We start from the raw sequence: 19583 nt of genomic DNA on the forward strand, positions 1-19583 counted from the left end.
CTCCCCTGCGCGAGCAGACGCAGAATCGCCCCGGAACATCTTTTCCGGGGCGATTCTGCGTCTGTTCGTCATCTGACGTGCACCGACCCGTCAGCACGCCGATGCCGATTAGCTGAACGGCTACGCCACGTTGTTGGCATGAGTATCGCTTCTGTCCTCATACCCAGTGAAAAACAACGTGGTCGGGCGGCTTCGACCAGGGCGGGGTCGGCCGCCGGCCCGCACTACTCCCTTTTGCTGTCCACCGATCCCAGCCTCATCGAAGCGGCACAACGGTTGCGTTACGACGTGTTCAGCAGCACCCCGGGCTTCTCGCTACCCGCGGCCTGCGACGGCCGCGACAGTGACCGGTTCGACGAATTCTGCGACCACCTCCTGGTGCGCGACGACGACACCGGCGAACTGGTGGGTTGCTACCGGATGTTGCCACCGGCCGGTGCCATCGCCGCCGGCGGCCTGTACACCGCAACGGAATTCGATGTCCGCGCCTTCGATGCACTGCGTCCGTCGCTGGTCGAGATGGGCCGCGCGGCGGTGCGCGACGGGCACCGCAACGGCGGCGTGGTGCTGCTGATGTGGGCGGGGATTCTGGCCTATCTGGATCGCTGTGACTACGACCACGTCACCGGCTGCGTATCGGTGCCGATCGACACCGACGGCGAGGCGCCCGGCAGCCAGCTTCGCGGCGTGCGTGACTTCGTGCTCGCCCGGCACGCCGCGCAGTACCGGGTTCGGCCGTACCGGCCGGTGCGCATCGACGGCAAAGGGCTCGGCGAGATCACACCGCCGGCCCGCCCGGCGATCCCGGCGCTGATGCGGGGTTACCTGCGCCTGGGCGCCCGGGTCTGCGGCGAGCCCGCCCACGACCCGGACTTCGGCGTCGGGGATTTCTGCGTACTGCTGGGCAAAAAGGACGCCGACACCCGCTATCTCAAACGGCTGCGGTCGGTTTCGGCTGTCGCGCAACTGGGCGCGGGGACCGGCCGGTGACCCAGCTCGCCCCGGCCGGGCACTCCTGGTTGCCCCGCGCATCGTGCGACGCAAGCTGTGTACGTTCGGGTGCTTCCGTTGCGCCACAGTCGATTCGGGTTCATCTGCGGGTCGCGCTGCGGATCGCGTTGTTGCTGTTGCTGGCGCCGGGCCTGCCGTTGCTGGGCGTGCCGCTACCCGGTCGCACGCATCTGCAGCGCGCCTACTGCCGACTTGCATTGCGCGTCCTCGGCGTGCGAATCACGGTGTCGGGCAGCCCCATCCGAAATCTACGGGGCGTTCTGGTGGTCAGCAGCCACGTGTCCTGGCTGGACATTTTCGCCATCGGTGCGGTGCTGCCCGGCTCGTTCGTGGCCCGGGCCGACATGTTCAGCGGGCCCGCGACCGGCATCGTGGCCCGCATCCTGCAGATCATCCCCATCGAACGGACCAGTCTGCGACGGCTGCCCGGCGTGGTGGACGCCGTGGCGCGCCGGCTGCGGGCCGGTCACACGGTGGTGGCCTTCCCGGAGGGCACCACGTGGTGCGGTCTGGCTTACGGGAGCTTCTACCCGGCGATGTTCCAGGCCGCGATCGACGCCGCCCGTCCGGTGCAGCCGCTGCGGCTGACCTATCACGACATCGACGGCAGCGTGTCGACCGCGCCGGCCTTCGTCGGGAGCGACACCCTGCTGCGATCGGTCTACCGGGTGGTTCAGGTGCGCCGCACGATCGCCAGGGTGCGGGTGGAATCCCTGCAACTGCCGGGTGCGGACCGGCGGGCACTGGCCCGACGGTGCCAGTCCGCGGTACGGGGACCCACCGAGACCGTCGGTCAGGGTCACGGATACGCGCTGACGGCGTAGTCGCATGGACAATGGGGCGATGGTGCTGAGTCGTTGGCCGCAGCCCGATCCTGCGGGACCCGGACAGGAATCGGTGTGGGACTATCCGCGGCCGCCGCGGCTGGACGTTTTCACCGGTTCGATAACCATCGAACTGGGTGGTCAGACCATCGCCAGGGCAACCCGTTCGTGGCGGGTGTTGGAGACCAGTCACCCGCCGACGTACTACCTGCCCCGCGAGGCCTTCGTCGAGGGCGCGCTACATCCGGCCCCCGGGGCGTCCTGGTGCGAATGGAAGGGCCGGGCCAGCTACTTCGACCTGGTGACCGCCCAACGGCAGGCACCGGGCGCGGCATGGACCTACGAGCGGCCGACAGCGCCGTTCGCCGCGATCGCGCACGCGATCGCGGTGCTGGCGGCCCGGGTGGACCGGTGCACGGTGGACGGCGAGGAGGTGACTCCGCAACCCGGCGGCTTCTACGGCGGCTGGATCACCAGCCGGATTGCCGGTCCGTTCAAGGGAATTGCGGGATCGAGCGGTTGGTAGCCGCGCAGCGGGGAAACCCCTGCAGATGCTCAGTGTGCACCGAACCATATCCGCGTCGCCCGAGGCGGCCTGGCAGCTCCTGGTCGATCTGGACGCATGGCCCAAATGGGGGCCTTCGATCAGCGGCGCCGAACTGGACCCGCTGTACTCCGAGCTCGCGCTGGGAGCAACGGGTGTGGTTCAGACATCGCTGCTGGTGCGAGTGCCGTTCCTGATCACCGAGTTCCAGCCGGGCAGATTCTGGGCGTGGAAGGTCGCCGGTATCCCCGCGACGTCACACCGCGTCGACCCGACCGAGGGCGGAGCGCGGGTCACATTCAGCGCGCCGTGGTGGGCGTCGGCCTACCTGACGGTGTGTGCGCTGGCGCTGCATCGCATCGAAAAGTTGCTACTGGCCGCCAATTAAGGTGGGCGATTGCCCATTGCACGCTGCTGGGCCAGTACTTCGTCGAGATCCTTGAGCCGGCCCAGGCCGGCCAGCGGCTGCTTCATCCGGTGGTTGCCCTGCAGCGCTTCGCTATTCCGGGACAGGAACGACCAATACCCGGCAGTGAACGGGCAGGCGTCGTCGCCGACGCGGACACCGGGACGATACCGGCAGCCACCGCAATAGTCGCTCATCCGGTTGATGTATGCCCCGCCCGCGGCGTACGGCTTGGTCGCCATCAACCCGCCGTCCGCGTGCAATGACATGCCAACGACATTGGCGACCATCACCCAGTCGTAGCCGTCGACGAAACAACGGTGAAACCAGTCGGTGACCGCACTCGGGTGCCAACCCCGTTGCAGCGCATAGTTGGACAGCACCATCAGCCTCGGGATGTGGTGCACCCAGCCGTGGTCGCGGACCTGGGCCAGTACGTCCCTGAGGCAGTGCGCTTCGACGGCGTCGGCGTCCAATTCGGCGAACCAGTCCGGGAGAGCGGCGTGGGCCTGTAATGCGTTGCGGCGGCGGTAATTTCGGCCGAAATGCCAATAGACGTGCCAGATGTAGTCGCGCCAGCCGATGAGTTGGCGGATGTAACCCTCCACGCTTGCCAACGGCGCAGTGCCGTCCCGGTAGGCGTCCTCGGCGGCATAGGCGCACTGCAGCGGATCCAGCAGGCCCAGGTTCATCGGGGCCGAGAGCAGGCTGTGCGCCATGAAACGGTCACCGGCGAGCATGGCGTCTTCGTGCGGACCGAAGTGCGGCAACCGATCCCGGAGGAACACCTCGAGCGACTGCTGGGCTTCGGTTGCGGTGACGGCGAATTCGCGGGGGCCGTCGGATCCGACGAACGCGACCTCGCCGTCGCGTTCCCAGCGGTCCAGATCCGCGCGGACCTGTTCGTCGATCTCGTCCTCGTCGGGCCGCCACGGGGCGGGCACCCCCAGGGCTGGTTCGTTCTTCGGCGCGGGCTCCCGATTGTCGGCATCGAAGTTCCATCGACCGGTGACCGGTTCGTCGCCGTCCATCAGCAGATCGAACCGGCGGCGCGCGCTGCGGTAGAAGTTCTCCAGCCGCAGCGTGCGCTGCCCGCCCGCCCACCGTTCGAACTGGTCGCCGGTGGTGCAGAAGCCGCGGGCCGGCAACACCTCGACCGACGGCAGCGAACGCACGAATCGGTCCGCGGCCCACGACGTGGGCTGGCATACGCTGAGCGGGCCGTCAACCTGTGCGAGGGCTTCACGGTAGGTGCGGGTCTGCAGGAACACGGCCTGCCCGCCGAGTTCGGCGGCGCGATGCCGTAGCGCGGAGAGCACCAGATGGGCCTTGCGGCGATGGAAACGCCGTCGTTCGAACACCGCCCTGGACTCGATCAGCAGCGCGAGCTGATCGGGTCTGTCGAGGAAGTGCGGGCCGAGTTGGTCGGCAAAACACCAGCGCCGGGTTTCCCGGGCGGAGTCAGCCTCGGATCGGTCGGTCACGGCAGTTCGGGTTGCGCGGGCGGGGCTGGGCTGGGCACTTCTTCACCCTACGGCCGGCTGCGGCCGCTGCGGCCTGCGTCGTCGCCCGGACAGGCCGGTATCGTAAGCCGGGTCATGGTCTACCTCGATCACGCCGCCACCACCCCGATGCACCCCGCCGCCATCGAGGCGATGACGGCCGTCCTGGGCACCGTCGGCAACGCCGCGTCGCTGCACACCGCGGGCCGGGCGGCGCGCCGCCGGGTCGAAGAGTCCCGTGAGCTGGTTGCCGACAAGCTGGGCGCGCGTCCCTCCGAAGTGTTGTTCACCGCCGGCGGGACCGAAAGCGACAACCTGGCCGTCAAGGGGATCTTCTGGGCCCGCCGCGACGCGGAGCCGGGCCGGCGGCGCATCATCACCACCGAGGTCGAACACCACGCGGTGCTGGACTCGGTGAACTGGCTGGCCGAGCACGAAGGCGCCGAAGTGAGCTGGCTGCCGACCGCGCCCGACGGCTCGGTGTCCGCCGCCGATCTGCGCGCGGAGCTAGAGACCCACGAAGACGTGGCGCTGGTATCGGTGATGTGGGCCAACAACGAGGTCGGCACGGTCATGCCGGTCGCCGAGCTGGCCGCGGTCGCCGCCGAATTCGGCGTTCCCATGCACAGCGACGCTGTCCAGGCCGTCGGCCAGTTGCCGGTCGATTTCGCGGCCAGCGGCTTGTCGGCGATGAGCGTGGCCGCGCACAAGTTCGCCGGCCCGCCGGGGATGGGTGCGCTGCTGCTGCGGCGCGACGTCAGTTGTGTGCCGCAATTGCATGGCGGCGGTCAAGAGCGCGATATCCGTTCCGGCACACCGGATGTCGCGGGGGCGGTCGGAATGGCCACCGCCGCCCGCCTCGCCGTGGACGGACTGCAAGCCAATAGCGCGAGGCTGCGCGCATTGCGCGATCGCCTGGTGGCGGGTGTGCTCGCCGAGATCGACGACGTTCACCTCAACGGCGCCCTCGATCCGCTGCGACTGCCGGGCAACGCGCACTTCACCTTTCGCGGGTGTGAAGGCGACGCATTGCTGATGCTGTTGGACGCCAACGGAATCGAATGCTCGACAGGGTCGGCCTGCACGGCCGGTGTCGCGCAGCCCTCGCACGTGTTGCTCGCGATGGGCGCCGATCCGGCCAGTGCCCGTGGGTCGTTGCGACTGTCGTTGGGGCACAGCAGCGTCGACGCTGACGTCGATGCCGCGCTGCAGGTGCTGCCCGCCGCGGTGGCGCGGGCGCGCCGGGCGGCTTTGGCCGCAGCGGGGCTTTCGTAATGAAGGTCCTCGCCGCAATGAGCGGTGGCGTCGACTCCTCGGTCGCCGCCGCCCGCATGGTCGATGCCGGACATGACGTCGTGGGCGTGCATCTGGCGCTGTCAACCGCGCCGGGCACCCTGCGCACCGGATCCCGGGGCTGCTGTTCCAAGGAAGACGCCGCCGATGCGCGCCGGGTGGCCGATGTACTCGGAATACCGTTCTACGTCTGGGATTTCGCCGAGAAGTTCCAGGCGGATGTGATCGACGATTTCGTGGCGTCCTACGCCCGCGGGGAAACTCCGAATCCCTGCGTGCGGTGCAATCAGCAGATCAAGTTCTCGGCACTGTCGGCGCGTGCATTGGCACTCGGCTTCGACACGGTTGTCACCGGGCATTACGCGCGACTCGCCGACGGCCGACTGTGCCGCGCTGTCGACCGCGCCAAGGACCAGTCCTATGTGCTGGCCGTGCTCAGTGCCGCGCAATTGCGGCACGCGGCGTTTCCGATCGGCGACACCCCCAAGGCGCAGATCCGCGCCGAGGCATCGCGCCGTGGCCTGGCCGTCGCCGACAAACCGGACAGTCACGACATCTGTTTCATCCCGTCCGGCAACACCCAGGCGTTCCTGGGCGCCCGGATCGGCGTCCGTCCGGGCAGCGTGGTGGACCAGCACGGGACCGTAGTGGCCGAGCACGACGGCGTGCACGGGTTCACCATCGGGCAGCGCAAGGGGCTGGGCATCGCCGGACCCGGCCCGGACGGCCGGCCGCGGTATGTGACGGCCATCGACGCCGACACCGCGACGGTGCACGTCGGCAACGTGGCCGACCTCGACGTGCTGGCAGTGACCGGCCGGGAGCCGGTCTTCACCGGCGGCCACCCGCCGTCCGGCCCGATCGAGTGCGAGGTCCAGGTCCGGGCACACGGTGAAATCACCAGTGCGGTAGCAGAATTGGTGGACGACGAACTCGTCGTGCAGTTGCGTGCCCCGTTGCGCGGGGTGGCGCGCGGGCAGACCCTGGTGCTTTACCGTCCCGACCCCGACGGCGACGAGGTGATCGGCAGCGCGACTATCGCGGCTACGTCCCGGGGGTCGTGATCGGGCGGCCGGATGGTCAGCCGGGCACGTTGGCAGCGATGTTCGTCAGCACGATCTCCGACACCGATTCCGGGAAGCCGCAGAAGGTGACTTCCAGCAACGCCACCGAGAGCACCCGGTAGTCACGGCCGCAGTTGCCCGGCCGCATCCGCAGCGAGTCGGCACCGGCCTTCCACTCGTCGACGAGCAGCCAGCCCATCGAACTGGCCGCGCAACTGTCGACGGTGGCCACCAACGCGTCGAACGCGCGTCGGGCGGTGTCGGTGTCGGTGTAGCTCGCCGCGCCCTCCGAGATCAACCGGCCCTGTGGCGGGTCCTGAAACGTCGTCTTGTGAAACGCCTTCACTTCCGGGCCGAAGGTGGCGGTCTCGGCGAACACGAAGCGGCACTCCGGCGGTGCGGTGGCAGCGAGGCTGTCGACGTCGACGGGGTATCTGCCGTCCATCGACGGGATGATCGTCAGATGCTCACCCGCGCCGGTGATGGCGCGCATCCGCGACTGGTCCAGCAGCACCGCGCCCGCGTCGAGCACCCCGACCGGGACGGCGCCGAACTTGGGCAACGCTTCGCCGGCCACCACCCGGGTACACGCGGCGGTCAGCAACAGCGCGCAACACCACAGCAGTCTGGCCATCTGCCACCCTTCTGCGCCAAACCTACCCGCGCGCCGCCTGTTGCCGACGGAAAATCGTGACCCGTGCAACGCACTAAACACCCCTGCCAGCCGGTGCGCAAAGCGAAGTCGAATACGGTTGGCCGGTGAGTGTTTTCGCGGACCTGCCGGTCAAGGCCACCGGGATCGGCTCCTGGCCCGGGACTGTCGCGCGCCGGGCCGCAGAGGTCGTCGTCGGCGAACTGGCGGGCGCGATGGCCCATCTGACCGAGTTGCCTGGCAGGGGAGTGGGTGCCGACCTGATCGGACGCGCGGGCGCGCTGCTGGTCGACGTTGCCGTCGACACGGTGCCGCGCGGCTACCGCGTGGTGGCGCGCCCGGGCGCGGTGACGCGCCGCGCGATCAGCCTGCTGGACGAGGACATGGATGCGCTGGAGGAGGCCTGGGAAACAGCAGGTCTGCGTGGTGGCGACCGGGTGGTCAAAGTGCAGGCTCCGGGACCGGTCACGCTGGCCGCCGGGCTGGAGCTCAGCAACGGCCACCGCGCGATCACCGATCCCGGCGCACTACGGGACCTGGCCGCTTCGTTGGCCGAGGGCGTAGCCCGCCATCGCGCGACGCTGGCGCGCCGCCTCGACACGCCGGTGGTGGTCCAATTCGACGAACCGACGCTGCCGACCGCACTGGGCGGGGGCCTGACCGGGGTGACGGCACTGAGTCCGGTCCGCCCGCTCGACGAAACTGTTGCCGCCGACCTGCTGAACACCTGCGTGCAGGCGGTCGGCGGGGACGCGCTGCTGCACAGCTGTGCCCCGGACCTGCCTTGGAATCTGTTGCAGCGCAGTCAGTTCAGCGCGGTGTCGGTGGATGTCGGCACGCTCAAGGCCGCCGACTTGGACGCCATCGCGGCCTTGGTCGACTCGGGTCGTGGCATCCTGCTGGGCGTGGTGCCCGCTGCCGCCCCGGAGCGGCGGCCGTCCGCCGAGGAGGTCGCGGTCGCCCTGGTCGGCGTGGTCGACCGGCTCGGGTTCGGGCGTGCGGCCTTGCGGGACCGGGTGGGCGTCACTCCGGCTTGCGGCCTGGCGGACGCCACGTCGGAGTGGGCGCGCACTGCCATTGAGCTTGCTCGCCGGGCCGCTGAAGCGTTCGCCGACGATCCCGACCAGATCGGCGACTAGCGGCAGACCGGCATCAGGATCGGCAGCAGGACGCTGCGGGCGATCGAGCGTAGATAGTGGTCGTCCATCTCGCGATCCGGTGGGGCGTTGGACATCGAGTGCGCCAGCCGAATCGTGGCGAGCGCGGCGGCGTCCAGGCTGGCCGCGGTGTACGCGGACGCGTCCGGCGCCTCTGCGAGTGCTTTGCGGGTGACTTCGGTCGCGTATTCCAGCAGCCGGCCCGCGTCGGGACCTACCAGGAATGCCATCGCCGCCACCGGGTCGCGGTCGAGCAGCGCCTGCAGGATGTGCTGTTCGCGGCGACGGGAGACGCCGGCGACGAAACCTTCCTCGACTCGGGCGCGGAGGGTGTCCCCGGCGATGCGCTGGCCCACGTTGGCCAGGTAACGCCGCGCCTCGCGCACCATCACCGCGTCGGCCAGCGAAGCCTTGGTGAACTTCTGCGTCACGGTCCTGGGGTCGACACCGAGTCGTCTGGCCACGCTGTCGATGCTCGACCGATGGATGCCGAAGTCCATGTACTCCGCCAGCGCTGCGTCGAGGATGCGGTCTTCGAGATCGTCGCCCGCCACCGGCCTGCCGGCCTCGGCTGCCGCCCGGGTCGGTGGGCGTCGCGGTGCCATCGTCAAACTGTAGTCGGACCGTCCGAGGACCTGTCCAGCTGCGGCGGTCTGTTGCCGGGCGACGTGTCGGAGCGCTCGGTTAGCCTGCGAGAGTGAGCTCCTCAGCAGCCGACCAGACTGCCCCCGAAATCCTGCGGAAGTGGCAGGACCTGGCTGAGGAGGTCCGTGAACACCAGTTCCGGTACTACGTGCGCGACGCGCCGATCATCACCGACGCGGAGTTCGACGTGTTGTTGCGCAAGCTGGAAGCGCTCGAGACCGAGCATCCCGAGCTGCGTACTCCCGATTCGCCCACCCAGCTGGTCGGCGGCGCCGGATTCGCCACCGACTTCGAAGCCGCCGAGCACCTGGAACGGATGCTCAGCCTCGACAACGCGTTCAGCAGCGAGGAACTGGCCGCTTGGGCCGCCCGCGTGCACGCCGAGGTCGGCGACGCGGCGCACTACCTGTGTGAGCTCAAGATCGACGGCGTGGCCTTGTCGCTGGTGTACCGCAACGGCCGGTTGACCCGCGCGGCGACCCGGGGTGACGGGCGCACCGGCGAAGACGTCACCAACAACGCACGCACCATCGACGACGTCCCGCACCGGCTCACCGCCGACGATCGTTACCCGGTCCCCGACGTGCTCGAAGTACGCGGTGAGGTGTTCTTCCAGGTGGATGATTTCCAGGCGCTCAACGCCAGCCTCGTCGAAGACGGCAAGCCGCCGTTCGCCAATCCGCGCAACAGCGCAGCGGGATCGTTGCGCCAGAAGGATCCGGCCGTCACCGCGCGCCGCAAGCTGCGGATGATCTGCCACGGCCTGGGCCACACCGAAGGCTTCCGCCCGCCCACCCAGCACGACGCGTACCTGGCGCTCAAGGCATGGGGACTGCCGGTGTCGGACCACACCGCGCTGGTCGACGACCTCGACGGCGTGCAAGAGCGCGTCGACTACTGGGGTGAGCACCGGCACGAGGTGGCCCACGAGATCGACGGCGTCGTCATCAAGGTTGACGAAGTGGCCCTGCAGCGGCGGCTGGGCGCCACGTCGCGGGCTCCGCGCTGGGCGATCGCCTACAAATATCCGCCCGAGGAAGCTCAGACCAAGCTGCTCGACATCCGGGTCAATGTGGGCCGCACCGGGCGGGTGACGCCGTTCGCCTGGATGACACCGGTCAAGGTCGCCGGTTCGACGGTGTCCCAGGCGACCCTGCACAACGGCTCGGAGGTCAAACGCAAGGGTGTGCTGATCGGTGACACCGTGGTGATCCGCAAAGCCGGCGACGTCATCCCCGAGGTGCTGGGCCCCGTGGTCGATCTGCGGGACGGCTCCGAGCGCGAATTCCTCATGCCCACAACGTGTCCCGAATGCGGAACCACGCTGGCGCCAGCCAAGGAAGGCGACGCCGACATCCGGTGCCCCAACACCCAGCGTTGCCCGGCGCAGTTGCGGGAGCGGATCTTTCACGTCGCCAGCCGCAACGCCCTGGACATCGAAGGGCTGGGCTACGAAGCGGGTGTGGCGTTGCTGGGGGCGCATGTGGTCGACAGTGAGGGCGACCTGTTCGATCTCACCGAAGAGGACCTGCTGCGCACCGACTTGTTCCGCACCAAGGCCGGCGGTCTGTCGGCCAATGGCAAACGGCTGCTGGCCAATCTGGACAAGGCCAAGGCCGCGCCGTTGTGGCGGGTGTTGGTGGCGCTGTCGATCCGGCATGTCGGTCCGACCGCGGCTCGCGCCCTGGCCACTGAGTTCGGCAGCCTGGACGAGATCGTCGCCGCGTCCACCGAGCAACTCGCCGCGGTGGAGGGGGTGGGGCCCACCATCGCGGCCGCGGTCACCGAGTGGTTCACCGTCGACTGGCATCGCGAGATCGTCGAGAAATGGCGGGCGGCCGGGGTGCGGCTGGCCGACGAGCGCGACGACAGTGTGCCGCGCAATCTGGTGGGGCTGACCATCGTCGTCACCGGTTCGCTGACCGGTTTCTCGCGCGACGAGGCCAAGGAAGCCATCGTGTCCCGCGGCGGCAAGGCGGCCGGCTCGGTGTCGAAGAAGACTTCCTACGTGGTCGCCGGCGACGCGCCCGGGTCGAAGTACGACAAGGCCGTCGAACTCGGGGTGCCCCTGCTCGACGAGGACGGTTTCCGAAAGTTGCTGGCTGAGGGGCCGGCCGTCGAGGAAGGCGGCGCCGACTGAACGCACTCAGAAATCGGTGCGCACCGAGCCCACGGTCAGCAGTCGCTGGGTGGCCGCCGCGGTCAGCGGCGGGCTGAACAGGAAGCCCTGGGCGCGGAAGCAGCCCAGATCGAGCAGGGCTCGGGCCGCGCCTGCGGTCTCGACGCCCTCGGCGACGACGTTGAGGTCCAGCGCCTGAGCGAGGCCGAGGACCGCGCGCACGATCGCCAGATCGTCGCTGTTGGTCTCCAAATCGTGAACGAACCCCCGGTCGATTTTCAACGTGCTCACCGGCAGCGTTCTGAGCAGGCCCATCCCGCTGAACCCGGTGCCGAAGTCGTCGATGGCGATGTCGATCCCCATGTCGGTGAGCCCGCTCAGCACCGTTCTCGTGCTGACCAGGTCTCTGATCAGCATGCTCTCGGTGATCTCCAGGCCGATCGCGGTGCCGTCGAGTCCGCACCGGCTGATCGCGCGGTCCACCGCGCGCACCAGGTCGTGCGCCACCAGCTGGGCCGGCGAGACATTGACACGCAGCATGGTGGCGGCCCCCACCCCGGCCGCCCGCCAGCGCGCCATGTCGGCGCACGCGGCGTTGAGCACCCACTCACCGAGTTGCCCGGCCAGGTTCAACGATTCCGCGACCGGAATGAACAGGTCGGGCAACAGCAGCCCCCGCGTCGGGTGCTGCCAGCGCACCAACGCCTCCACCGCCAGGATGTTGCCCGTCACCATGTGAACTTCAGGCAGGTAGACGACGGTCAGTGCGCCGGTTTCGATGGCGTGCTGCAGATGCAATTCCATCTCGGCGCGCAACTCCCGCCGGCTGAGCATCTCGGGGGAGAAGACGCCGATCCGCTCCCCGGACGCCTTGGCTGCCGACAGCGCCTCGTCGGCGTACCGCAGCAAACTCAGGCTGGAATCTTTGCCGGGCGTACCGAATGCAACGCCGACGCTGACGGTGCGATTGAGAATCTCGCCGTCCACCCGCACGTGGTCGGTGAGCCGAACACTGAGGTCCTCCGCCAGTCGTCGCGCCTGCGCCAGGTCCATCGTCGCCGTGGGCACCACCACGAAGTCGTCACCTCCGACCCGGGCGATCAGGCCCCGACCCTGCAACGCCGCCCGGGTCTCGGTCGCGAAATCGCGGATGAACTGGTCCCCGGCCGCGCGGCCCAGATAGTCGTTGATGGCTTTGAGCCGGTCGAGATTGAAGGACAGCACCGCCACCGGTCCGTCATCGCCGGCCAGCCGCCCGTCGAGGTGCGCCAGCAGACTCTGCCGGTTGGGCAGCGCTGTCAGGTCGTCGTGCGCGGCCTGGTAGGTCAACCGGTCTTCGACGGTTATCCGGGCTTGGACCTGGGAGAACATTGTGGCGATGATGGTCATCGCATTGATCTCGTCGTCGTCCCACCGGCGGTCGCCCAGTTTCACAAAACCGAGCACGCCGGTGGTGACGTCACCGGACAACAACGGGAAGCACGCCGCCGAGACAGCCGGTATGCCGGTGGCCTCCGCGACGATTCGCCGGTATACGTCGCTCTGGGCGTCAGGCCGCAGCAGCACCGGCTTCTTGGCGTTTTCCGCCATCGCGAAAATCGGGTCGGCGTCGGCGAAGTAGATGGTGTGCAGCGGGTCCGGATCCGGGATGTTCGGCCGCTGCGGCCATTCGGCCACCAACACCGTTGCATGAATGCTGTGGTCGTTGTGCCGCAGGAAACTCACGTCGACATCGAGGAAACTCACCAGGTCGGCCAGCACCTCGGTGCTGATCTGCGCGGCGTTGCCGGTGGTCGCACCCAGGAGTTTGGTGGCGACCGCGGTGATGATCGCGTTCAGACTGAGAGGAGCGGAGCTGTCCATCGGTTCCTTGCCGCGTTGCCTGTCGCACAGTTCGCTGCGCTTGCAGCAAAGTCTCGCCCCGCCTGGATGGGAACCTCAATATAGCGCCACAGCGCGACCAGGACGACCGAGTCGCAGGTCGTCAGCGCAACATCGTCGCGACAATGCCTGCGAGGTAGCCCAGCCGAGCTACCTCCGACGGGCGAAACTCCGGGCCCGGCCGGCCCAGCACCACCGCCGTCTGCGGGTCACCCAACGGCGCGGCGGCCATGGTGGTGTCCAGGTCCCGCCAGGCCGGCGGGACCCAGTCGGCGCCACCGTCCAACGCCGCGGCGCGCTCGATCGGCAACCAGGGAGCAGCGTCGGCGCGGGTCTCCGGCGCTCCGGCGCTGGCGGCCAGTCGCTGCAGCTTGCCCTGTGTGCTGCGCAACACCGTGCACCAGCCCACCCGCAGGATTCGGGGAGCGTGATCGGCCAGCACCTGCAGTTTTGCCTCCGGGCCACCGGCCGCGGCCACCAAGTCGAGAAGTTCCAGCTCGCGGTGCGCCTCCAGCAGTCCGGTATGCGGGCGGACGCTGTCCACCCGCACCCCGGGCAGCGCTTCGGCGGCGGTGATCAGCGTGTCCGGCATGGATCCCGCCGGCAGCTCGATCACCAGATCGTCGATGGCATACCCCGAACTGCGCTCCACCACGTCCAACGACAGGATGTCGGCCCCCACCGAACCGAGTGCAACCGCGAGCGACCCCAGACTGCCTGGTCGGTCGATCAACTCGATGCGCAACAGATACGACGGCACGGCCAACACTGTTGCACAGCCGAGCCGCGAGGGCATGTCGGCTCTCAGCTGAAGCGCACCGCTGCGCGCAGCGCCGCCGCGAGGTGGCTGGCCGTCGGGATGCTGATGTGCGGAGCGTCGGTCACGGCGTCGTCGATCACGGCCGCGAGTCGCGGCGGCACCTCGAGGTTCAGCCGGCGGATCGGCGTAGCTGTCGTGCTCATCACGACCTCGGCGGGATCTCTGCTGTCCGAAGGCTGCCGGGGCGCGGCGCCGGACAGCATGTAGTACAGGCAGGCTCCCATCCGCCAGGTGTCGACGTCCCGGGCCGCGCGGTCGGGTCGGACCACCTGCGGCCGCGGGGTGAACTCCGGGTCCGGCGGTGTCGGCGTGGCGAAGCCGAAGTCGGCGATCTTGGTGACCGGATGCGGGCCGGTCCAGGTCAGCAGCAGGCTGGCCGGGGTGATGTTGCGGTGCATGACGCCCATCGAGCCGTCGCTGCGCATGAAGCTGTGCGCCGCGTCGATCCCGTCCAGGCACGGCAGGACCACTGACATCGCCTGGCGGACCGAGAGCCGGCCCAGCCGCCGGACGAGTCCCTGCACCGTGTCACCCGGGCAGTATTCCGAGACGACCAACAGGAACTCGCCGAGCGGTATGACTTCCTGCAGGGCGACGACGTTGGGGTTGCGCAAGCCCGACAGGTCCGCCAATGGCGCCGACCGCCGGGCCTCGTCGGGGGCTACCGCGGTCTTCGCCACCACGCGCAACACGCAGATGTCCCCGGTGACCTGCTTGCGGGCGCGAAACACCTGGCCGGGTCCGCCGCCCCGGTCCAGCGTCTCCAGCAACACGAAACCGGCGACGGTCACCGGCTCGTCCGAGGCGCCCTGCAGGCGTCGAACCAACTCGCCCGGCAATCCCTGCCGTCGGCAGCTCTCGCACAACAACTCGTCGGCCTGCGACCGGCCGCTGTCGACGACAACGCCGTGGCCGCACACGCCACAGCCCGGCAGCTGCAGCGGGACGGTGACCGCAGAGATCTCCGCGGTAGGAAGCGGGATGGCTTCCTCCATCGTCGGCGCTGCCACCGACTCCAGCGCTGCGCGGGCAGCCGCCGCCAGCTCTCCCGCGCTCTGGTAGCGCTGCTGCGGGTCTTTGGCCATGCCGCGCGCGATCACCGCATCGAAGGTGCGCGGCACCCACGTGTTCACCTCGCTGGGTCTGGGCGCGTCGTTGGCGAGCAGTCCACGGATCTGCTCTGCGGCGCTGCCGCCGAACGGCGACACACCCGTCAGACACGCGTACAGGATGCACGTCAGCGAATACCGGTCCCCGGCATTGGTGCGGTCGCCGGTCTGGAAGCGTTCCGGAGCCAGATACCCGAAGACAGGCGGTTCGGTGTCGAGGGGACTCGAGTCGGGATCGTCGTCCTGCAATACCGGTTCGCACAGCAGGTAAGCCAGGTGGTGTCGGCTCACCAGAATCCGATCCGGCACCACCGCTCCCGGTAGCGGCACCGCGCCGTGCACCGCGTCGAGCGCACCCGCGATGTGGCTGACGACCTGCACGGCCCGCGACGGGCTCAGCGGTCCGTACCGATCCAGCAACGTGCCCAGCGCCACGCCTTCGATGTAGGGCAGCTGCACGTAGAACTGGCCGTCGACCTCACCGACGTGATCGACCAGCACCAGCTGTGGCTCCCCGAGCGGCCGCAGCACCAGCGTCGCCATGCTCACCTCGCGCTTCACCCGACGCACCAGGGGATCGTCGGCATCGCGTGCCCTGAACATCTGCACCGCAACCCGCGCCGAGGTGGTGGTGTCCTCGGCCTCGTAACACGCATGGCGCCGGCCCGGCAGTCGCCGCAGCAACCGATACTGCCCGAACTGAGCCGGCGGCTCGTCGACGTGCGGTTCGACCAGTGCGTCGCGGATCGCGTGGGCCAGATGTGTCGCAGTGGCGAAGCGATCCGCGGGATCCCGGGACATGCCCCGATTCACCACGTCGTCGACGGCCGTGGGCAGGCTCGCGCGCAGCTGGCTGGGCGTCGCAGTGCCGGCCCGGTCGGCGGGCGCGCCGGTCAGGCAGGCATACGCCACCGCGGCCAGGGCGTAGACATGGGCGCGCTCGGACAGCCCGTTGCCGGTGAACTGTTCAGGGGGCCAACCGATCCGGGCATCGGCGAGCGTGTGGCCCGGGTCCAGAACGTCGTCGTACGCCTCGCATTGCGCAAGGAAATCGCGGTAACCGAGACCCAGCAGATACGCCGAACCGTCGTCCCCGACCAGGATGTTCTGCGGTGCGATCCCGGTGTGGATCAGACCGGCCCGGTGCGCGGCCTCCAGTGCCGCGGCGAGCTGATCCACCAGATCGGCTGCTGCCGCCGGTTCGAGTGGACCGTCGCGGTCCAGCAGGGTCTGCAGATCGCTACCGGCCAGCAGCGGCATCTGCAGGTAGAACCGGCCGTCGAGTTCGCCCCACTCGTCGACGGGAACGAGATGAGGTTCGTCGCGCAGCTGCACCGTGATGGTCATGTCCTGGCGCAACTGCGCGCGCAGCGTGTCGGGCGCGCGGCGCGTCGGCAGGATCTTCAGGGCGACCCGCTGCCCGCTGATCGTGTTCTCGGCCTCGTACACTTCGCAGCGCGACCGGGCCAGCGGCCGGAGCAGGCGGTAATGCCCGAGGTCTGTTCGCACGACTATCGATCCGATGCTCGGTGTGATCCATGACGAGGGTAACGCCGCAGCCGCGTCCTCCGGCTGCTCAACATCCCGTGCCGGGATGCATCGTCGCCGGAGGTTAGGCTTTTCGCTCGTGTCCCAGATCTCTCGCGACGAGGTGGCCCATCTGGCCCGGCTGGCTCGGCTTGCACTGACCGACTCCGAGCTCGACAGTTTCGCCGGTCAACTCGACGCCATCATCAACCACGTCAGCCAGATCCAGGCCGTCGACGTCACCGGCGTGGAAGCCACCGACAACCCGCTCAAGGACGTCAACGTCACCCGGCCGGACGAGCCCCGACCGTCCTTGACCCAGCCGCAGGCGCTTGCCGCGGCACCCGAAGCCGTCGACGGGCGCTTCGCCGTCCCGCAGATCCTCGGAGAGAGCCAGTGACGGAGATCATCCGGCTCGACGCGGCCACCCTGGCCGCCAAGATCGCCGCCAAAGAACTGTCGTCGACCGAGCTCACCCGGGCCTGCCTGGACCAGATTGCCGCCACCGACGCGCAGTACGGCGCATTCCTGCACGTCGCAGCCGACGCCGCGCTGACGGCCGCCGCCGCCGTCGACGACAAGGTGGCCGCCGGGGAGGAGCTGCCGTCGGCACTGGCCGGGGTGCCGCTGGCCCTCAAGGATGTTTTCACCACCGCCGACATGCCCACCACCTGCGGCTCGAAGATCCTCGAGGGCTGGCAAGCGCCGTACGACGCCACCCTGACCGCCCGGCTGCGGGCCGCGGGCATCCCGATCCTGGGCAAGACCAACATGGACGAGTTCGCGATGGGTTCGTCGACCGAGAACTCCGCCTACGGCCCAACCCGCAACCCGTGGGACGTCGAACGCGTCCCCGGCGGCTCCGGTGGCGGCAGCGCGGCGGCCCTGGCCGCATTTCAGGCACCGCTGGCCATCGGTTCGGACACCGGCGGCTCGATCCGCCAGCCCGCCGCGCTGACCGCAACCGTCGGCGTCAAACCCACCTACGGCACGGTGTCCCGGTACGGGCTGGTGGCATGCGCGTCGTCGCTGGACCAGGGTGGACCGTGCGCGCGCACCGTCCTGGACACCGCGCTGCTGCATCAGGTGATCGCTGGTCACGACCCGCGCGACTCCACCTCGATCAACGCCGAGGTGCCCGACGTCGTGGACGCCGCCAAGGCCGGTGCGAGCGGTGACCTCAACGGCGTGCGGGTCGGCGTGGTCCGCGAGCTACACAGCGGCGAGGGCTACCAGGCCGGGGTGCTCAGGTCGTTCGAAGCCGCCGTCGAGCAGCTCACATCGCTGGGCGCCGAGGTCAGCGAAGTGGACTGTCCGCACTTCGACTACGCATTGCCCGCCTACTACCTGATCCTGCCGTCGGAGGTGTCGAGCAACCTGGCGCGCTTCGATGCGATGCGCTACGGCTTGCGGGTCGGCGACGACGGCACACACAGTGCCGAAGAAGTGATGGCACTGACCCGCGCGGCCGGCTTCGGGCCAGAAGTGAAGCGCCGCATCATGATTGGCACCTATGCGTTGTCCGCCGGATACTACGACGCCTACTACAACCAGGCGCAGAAGGTCCGCACGCTGATCGCCCGCGACCTCGACGAGGCCTACCGGTCCGTCGACGTGCTGGTCTCGCCGGCCACGCCGACGACCGCCTTCCGGCTGGGGGAGAAGGTGGACGACCCGCTGGCCATGTATCTGTTCGACTTGTGCACGTTGCCGCTGAACCTGGCCGGCCACTGCGGAATGTCGGTGCCGTCCGGGCTGTCCCCGGACGACAACCTGCCGGTAGGACTGCAGATCATGGCGCCCGCTCTCGCCGACGACCGCCTCTACCGGGTCGGAGCCGCCTACGAAGCCGCCCGCGGGCCGCTGCCCACCGCTGTCTGAGGGCCGCTCCGACGGCTGGCGAGCAGACGCAGAATCGCACGAAATCAGCGGTTTCTATGCGATTCTGCGTCTGCTCGCGCCATCAGCGGGGCCACGGGGCAAGATGAACCCATGCGCATCGGAGTACTGACGGGCGGCGGCGACTGTCCCGGCCTCAACGCTGTCATTCGGGCGGTCGTGCGGACCTGCGACGCCCGCTACGGCTCGTCGGTGGTCGGCTTCCAGGACGGGTGGCGTGGGCTGCTCGAGAACCGGCGCATGCAACTGAAGAACGACGACCGCAACGACCGGTTGCTGGCCAAGGGCGGAACCATGCTGGGCACCGCGCGGGTGAATCCGGACAAGTTGCGGGCCGGGCTCGACCAGGTCAAGCAGACCCTCGACGACAACGGCATCGACGTGCTCATCCCGATCGGCGGCGAAGGCACGCTGACGGCCGCGCACTGGCTCGCGCAGGAGAATGTCCCGGTGGTCGGTGTGCCCAAGACCATCGACAACGACATCGACTGCACCGACGTCACTTTCGGCCACGACACCGCATTGACGGTGGCCACCGACGCCATCGACCGGCTGCACAGCACGGCCGAATCCCACCAGCGGGTGATGCTGGTCGAGGTGATGGGACGACACGCCGGATGGATCGCGCTGAACGCCGGCCTGGCCTCCGGAGCGCACATGACGCTCATTCCCGAGCAACCCTTCGACGTCGAGGAGGTGTGTCGTCTCGTCAAACGTCGCTTCCAGCGCGGAGATTCGCACTTCATCTGCGTGGTGGCCGAAGGCGCTAAGCCCGTCGAAGGATCAATTGCGTTGCGCGAAGGCGGCATTGACGAGTTCGGCCACGAAAAGTTCACCGGGGTGGCGGCCCAACTCGGATCGGAAGTGGAGAAGCGCATCAACAAGGACGTGCGGGTGACCGTGCTGGGTCACGTCCAGCGCGGCGGCTCTCCGACGGCCTACGACCGGGTGTTGGCCACCAGGTTCGGGGTCAACGCCGCCGATGCGGCGCACGCCGGCGAGTACGGACAGATGGTGTCGCTGCGGGGCCAGGACATCGGCCGGGTTCCGCTGGCCGACGCCGTACGTCAACTCAAATTGGTGCCCGAAAGCCGTTACGACGACGCCGCCGCCTTCTTCGGCTGACGCTG

The 19583-nt window shown here is 68.9% G+C and carries 17 protein-coding genes; 11 read left to right on the forward strand and 6 right to left on the reverse strand.

All coding sequences use genetic code 11. The annotated features are described in order from the left end of the window. Positions 1-138: 138 nt before the first annotated feature. From AC5Y5Z_RS06840 to AC5Y5Z_RS06855, 4 genes are read left to right on the forward strand one after another with little or no spacing between them, the layout of a single operon-like run. Positions 139-990, forward strand: a complete 852-nt coding sequence (locus tag AC5Y5Z_RS06840) for a GNAT family N-acetyltransferase (RefSeq protein WP_499924100.1) — start codon at positions 139-141, stop codon at positions 988-990. Continuing rightward, positions 987-1835, forward strand: coding sequence for a lysophospholipid acyltransferase family protein (locus AC5Y5Z_RS06845; protein ID WP_499924101.1), 849 nt, complete (start codon positions 987-989; stop codon positions 1833-1835). Before AC5Y5Z_RS06840 ends, AC5Y5Z_RS06845 begins: the two co-directional genes overlap by 4 nt. A gap of 4 nt (positions 1836-1839) precedes the next feature. Beyond that, complete coding sequence (locus AC5Y5Z_RS06850) at positions 1840-2361, forward strand: DUF427 domain-containing protein (protein ID WP_499924105.1); 522 nt, start codon at positions 1840-1842, stop codon at positions 2359-2361. Positions 2362-2386: 25 nt separating this feature from the next. After that, entirely contained in the window at positions 2387-2767 is a 381-nt protein-coding gene (locus tag AC5Y5Z_RS06855; protein ID WP_473138965.1) for an SRPBCC family protein, read from the forward strand. On the opposite strand, the gene AC5Y5Z_RS06860 is transcribed toward AC5Y5Z_RS06855, so the two are convergent. Further along, on the reverse strand, positions 2764-4269 hold the full coding sequence (locus AC5Y5Z_RS06860) for a cryptochrome/photolyase family protein (RefSeq protein ID WP_473138964.1): 1506 nt from the start codon (positions 4267-4269) through the stop codon (positions 2764-2766). The two genes, AC5Y5Z_RS06855 and AC5Y5Z_RS06860, sit on opposite strands and share 4 nt — an antisense overlap. Before the next feature lie 114 nt (positions 4270-4383). Here AC5Y5Z_RS06860 and AC5Y5Z_RS06865 point away from each other — a divergent pair, with 114 nt between their 5' ends. Together AC5Y5Z_RS06865 and mnmA are read left to right on the forward strand one after the other, a co-directional pair. After that, positions 4384-5562, forward strand: coding sequence for a cysteine desulfurase family protein (locus AC5Y5Z_RS06865; RefSeq protein WP_499924108.1), 1179 nt, complete (start codon positions 4384-4386; stop codon positions 5560-5562). After that, positions 5562-6644, forward strand: a complete 1083-nt coding sequence (mnmA, locus tag AC5Y5Z_RS06870) for a tRNA 2-thiouridine(34) synthase MnmA (RefSeq protein ID WP_499924110.1) — start codon at positions 5562-5564, stop codon at positions 6642-6644. Before AC5Y5Z_RS06865 ends, mnmA begins: the two co-directional genes overlap by 1 nt. Positions 6645-6660: 16 nt before the next feature. Here mnmA and AC5Y5Z_RS06875 read toward each other — a convergent pair whose 3' ends face one another. Beyond that, on the reverse strand, positions 6661-7278 hold the full coding sequence (locus AC5Y5Z_RS06875; protein ID WP_499924112.1) for a sensor domain-containing protein: 618 nt from the start codon (positions 7276-7278) through the stop codon (positions 6661-6663). A gap of 125 nt (positions 7279-7403) precedes the next feature. Between AC5Y5Z_RS06875 and AC5Y5Z_RS06880 the strand changes: the two genes are divergently transcribed. Beyond that, positions 7404-8435 (forward strand): uroporphyrinogen decarboxylase/cobalamine-independent methonine synthase family protein, encoded by a 1032-nt coding sequence (locus AC5Y5Z_RS06880; RefSeq protein WP_463827099.1) that lies wholly within the window; start codon positions 7404-7406, stop codon positions 8433-8435. Here AC5Y5Z_RS06880 and AC5Y5Z_RS06885 read toward each other — a convergent pair. Further along, the gene (locus AC5Y5Z_RS06885; RefSeq protein ID WP_499924114.1) at positions 8432-9058 is read right to left on the reverse strand and encodes a TetR/AcrR family transcriptional regulator; all 627 of its coding nucleotides are present in this window, start codon (positions 9056-9058) and stop codon (positions 8432-8434) included. The genes AC5Y5Z_RS06880 and AC5Y5Z_RS06885 overlap by 4 nt on opposite strands. 92 nt (positions 9059-9150) lie before the next feature. Here AC5Y5Z_RS06885 and ligA point away from each other — a divergent pair, with 92 nt between their 5' ends. After that, positions 9151-11238, forward strand: a complete 2088-nt coding sequence (ligA, locus tag AC5Y5Z_RS06890; RefSeq protein ID WP_499924116.1) for an NAD-dependent DNA ligase LigA — start codon at positions 9151-9153, stop codon at positions 11236-11238. 6 nt (positions 11239-11244) lie between these two features. Here ligA and AC5Y5Z_RS06895 read toward each other — a convergent pair whose 3' ends face one another. From AC5Y5Z_RS06895 to AC5Y5Z_RS06905, 3 genes are all read right to left on the reverse strand, one after another. Then, the gene (locus AC5Y5Z_RS06895; protein WP_463827096.1) at positions 11245-13080 is read right to left on the reverse strand and encodes a bifunctional diguanylate cyclase/phosphodiesterase; all 1836 of its coding nucleotides are present in this window, start codon (positions 13078-13080) and stop codon (positions 11245-11247) included. A 121-nt stretch (positions 13081-13201) separates the two neighbouring features. Beyond that, on the reverse strand, positions 13202-13858 hold the full coding sequence (locus tag AC5Y5Z_RS06900; protein WP_463827095.1) for an ACT domain-containing protein: 657 nt from the start codon (positions 13856-13858) through the stop codon (positions 13202-13204). Between the two features lie 44 nt (positions 13859-13902). Continuing rightward, complete coding sequence (locus tag AC5Y5Z_RS06905; RefSeq protein ID WP_499924118.1) at positions 13903-16536, reverse strand: protein kinase domain-containing protein; 2634 nt, start codon at positions 16534-16536, stop codon at positions 13903-13905. A gap of 118 nt (positions 16537-16654) precedes the next feature. On the opposite strand from AC5Y5Z_RS06905, the gene gatC reads away from it, so the two are divergent. The 3 genes from gatC (at position 16655) to AC5Y5Z_RS06920 (ending at position 19578) form a co-directional block, all read left to right on the forward strand. Beyond that, positions 16655-16954 carry an Asp-tRNA(Asn)/Glu-tRNA(Gln) amidotransferase subunit GatC gene (gene gatC / locus AC5Y5Z_RS06910; RefSeq protein ID WP_463827093.1) on the forward strand — a complete coding sequence of 100 codons (300 nt, stop codon included), beginning with the start codon at positions 16655-16657 and terminating at the stop codon, positions 16952-16954. Continuing rightward, positions 16951-18435, forward strand: coding sequence for an Asp-tRNA(Asn)/Glu-tRNA(Gln) amidotransferase subunit GatA (gene gatA / locus AC5Y5Z_RS06915; RefSeq protein ID WP_499924123.1), 1485 nt, complete (start codon positions 16951-16953; stop codon positions 18433-18435). The genes gatC and gatA overlap by 4 nt, the downstream gene beginning before the upstream one ends. Positions 18436-18546: 111 nt before the next feature. Continuing rightward, entirely contained in the window at positions 18547-19578 is a 1032-nt protein-coding gene (locus tag AC5Y5Z_RS06920) for an ATP-dependent 6-phosphofructokinase (RefSeq protein WP_463827091.1), read from the forward strand. Positions 19579-19583 lie beyond the last annotated feature (5 nt).

It is taken from the genome of Mycobacterium sp. NGS29 (assembly GCF_059812965.1).

What these genes read in the sequence shown, in the direction of transcription:
- AC5Y5Z_RS06840 (WP_499924100.1), top strand. Translation starts at nt 139, where the DNA reads ATGAGTATCGCTTCTGTCCTCATACCCAGTGAAAAACAACGTGGTCGG.
- AC5Y5Z_RS06850 (WP_499924105.1), top strand. Translation starts at nt 1,840, where the DNA reads ATGGACAATGGGGCGATGGTGCTGAGTCGTTGGCCGCAGCCCGATCCT.
- AC5Y5Z_RS06855 (WP_473138965.1), top strand. Translation starts at nt 2,387, where the DNA reads ATGCTCAGTGTGCACCGAACCATATCCGCGTCGCCCGAGGCGGCCTGG.
- AC5Y5Z_RS06865 (WP_499924108.1), top strand. Translation starts at nt 4,384, where the DNA reads ATGGTCTACCTCGATCACGCCGCCACCACCCCGATGCACCCCGCCGCC.
- mnmA (WP_499924110.1), top strand. Translation starts at nt 5,562, where the DNA reads ATGAAGGTCCTCGCCGCAATGAGCGGTGGCGTCGACTCCTCGGTCGCC.
- AC5Y5Z_RS06875 (WP_499924112.1), bottom strand. Translation starts at nt 7,278, where the DNA reads ATGGCCAGACTGCTGTGGTGTTGCGCGCTGTTGCTGACCGCCGCGTGT.
- AC5Y5Z_RS06885 (WP_499924114.1), bottom strand. Translation starts at nt 9,058, where the DNA reads ATGGCACCGCGACGCCCACCGACCCGGGCGGCAGCCGAGGCCGGCAGG.
- AC5Y5Z_RS06895 (WP_463827096.1), bottom strand. Translation starts at nt 13,080, where the DNA reads ATGGACAGCTCCGCTCCTCTCAGTCTGAACGCGATCATCACCGCGGTC.
- AC5Y5Z_RS06920 (WP_463827091.1), top strand. Translation starts at nt 18,547, where the DNA reads ATGCGCATCGGAGTACTGACGGGCGGCGGCGACTGTCCCGGCCTCAAC.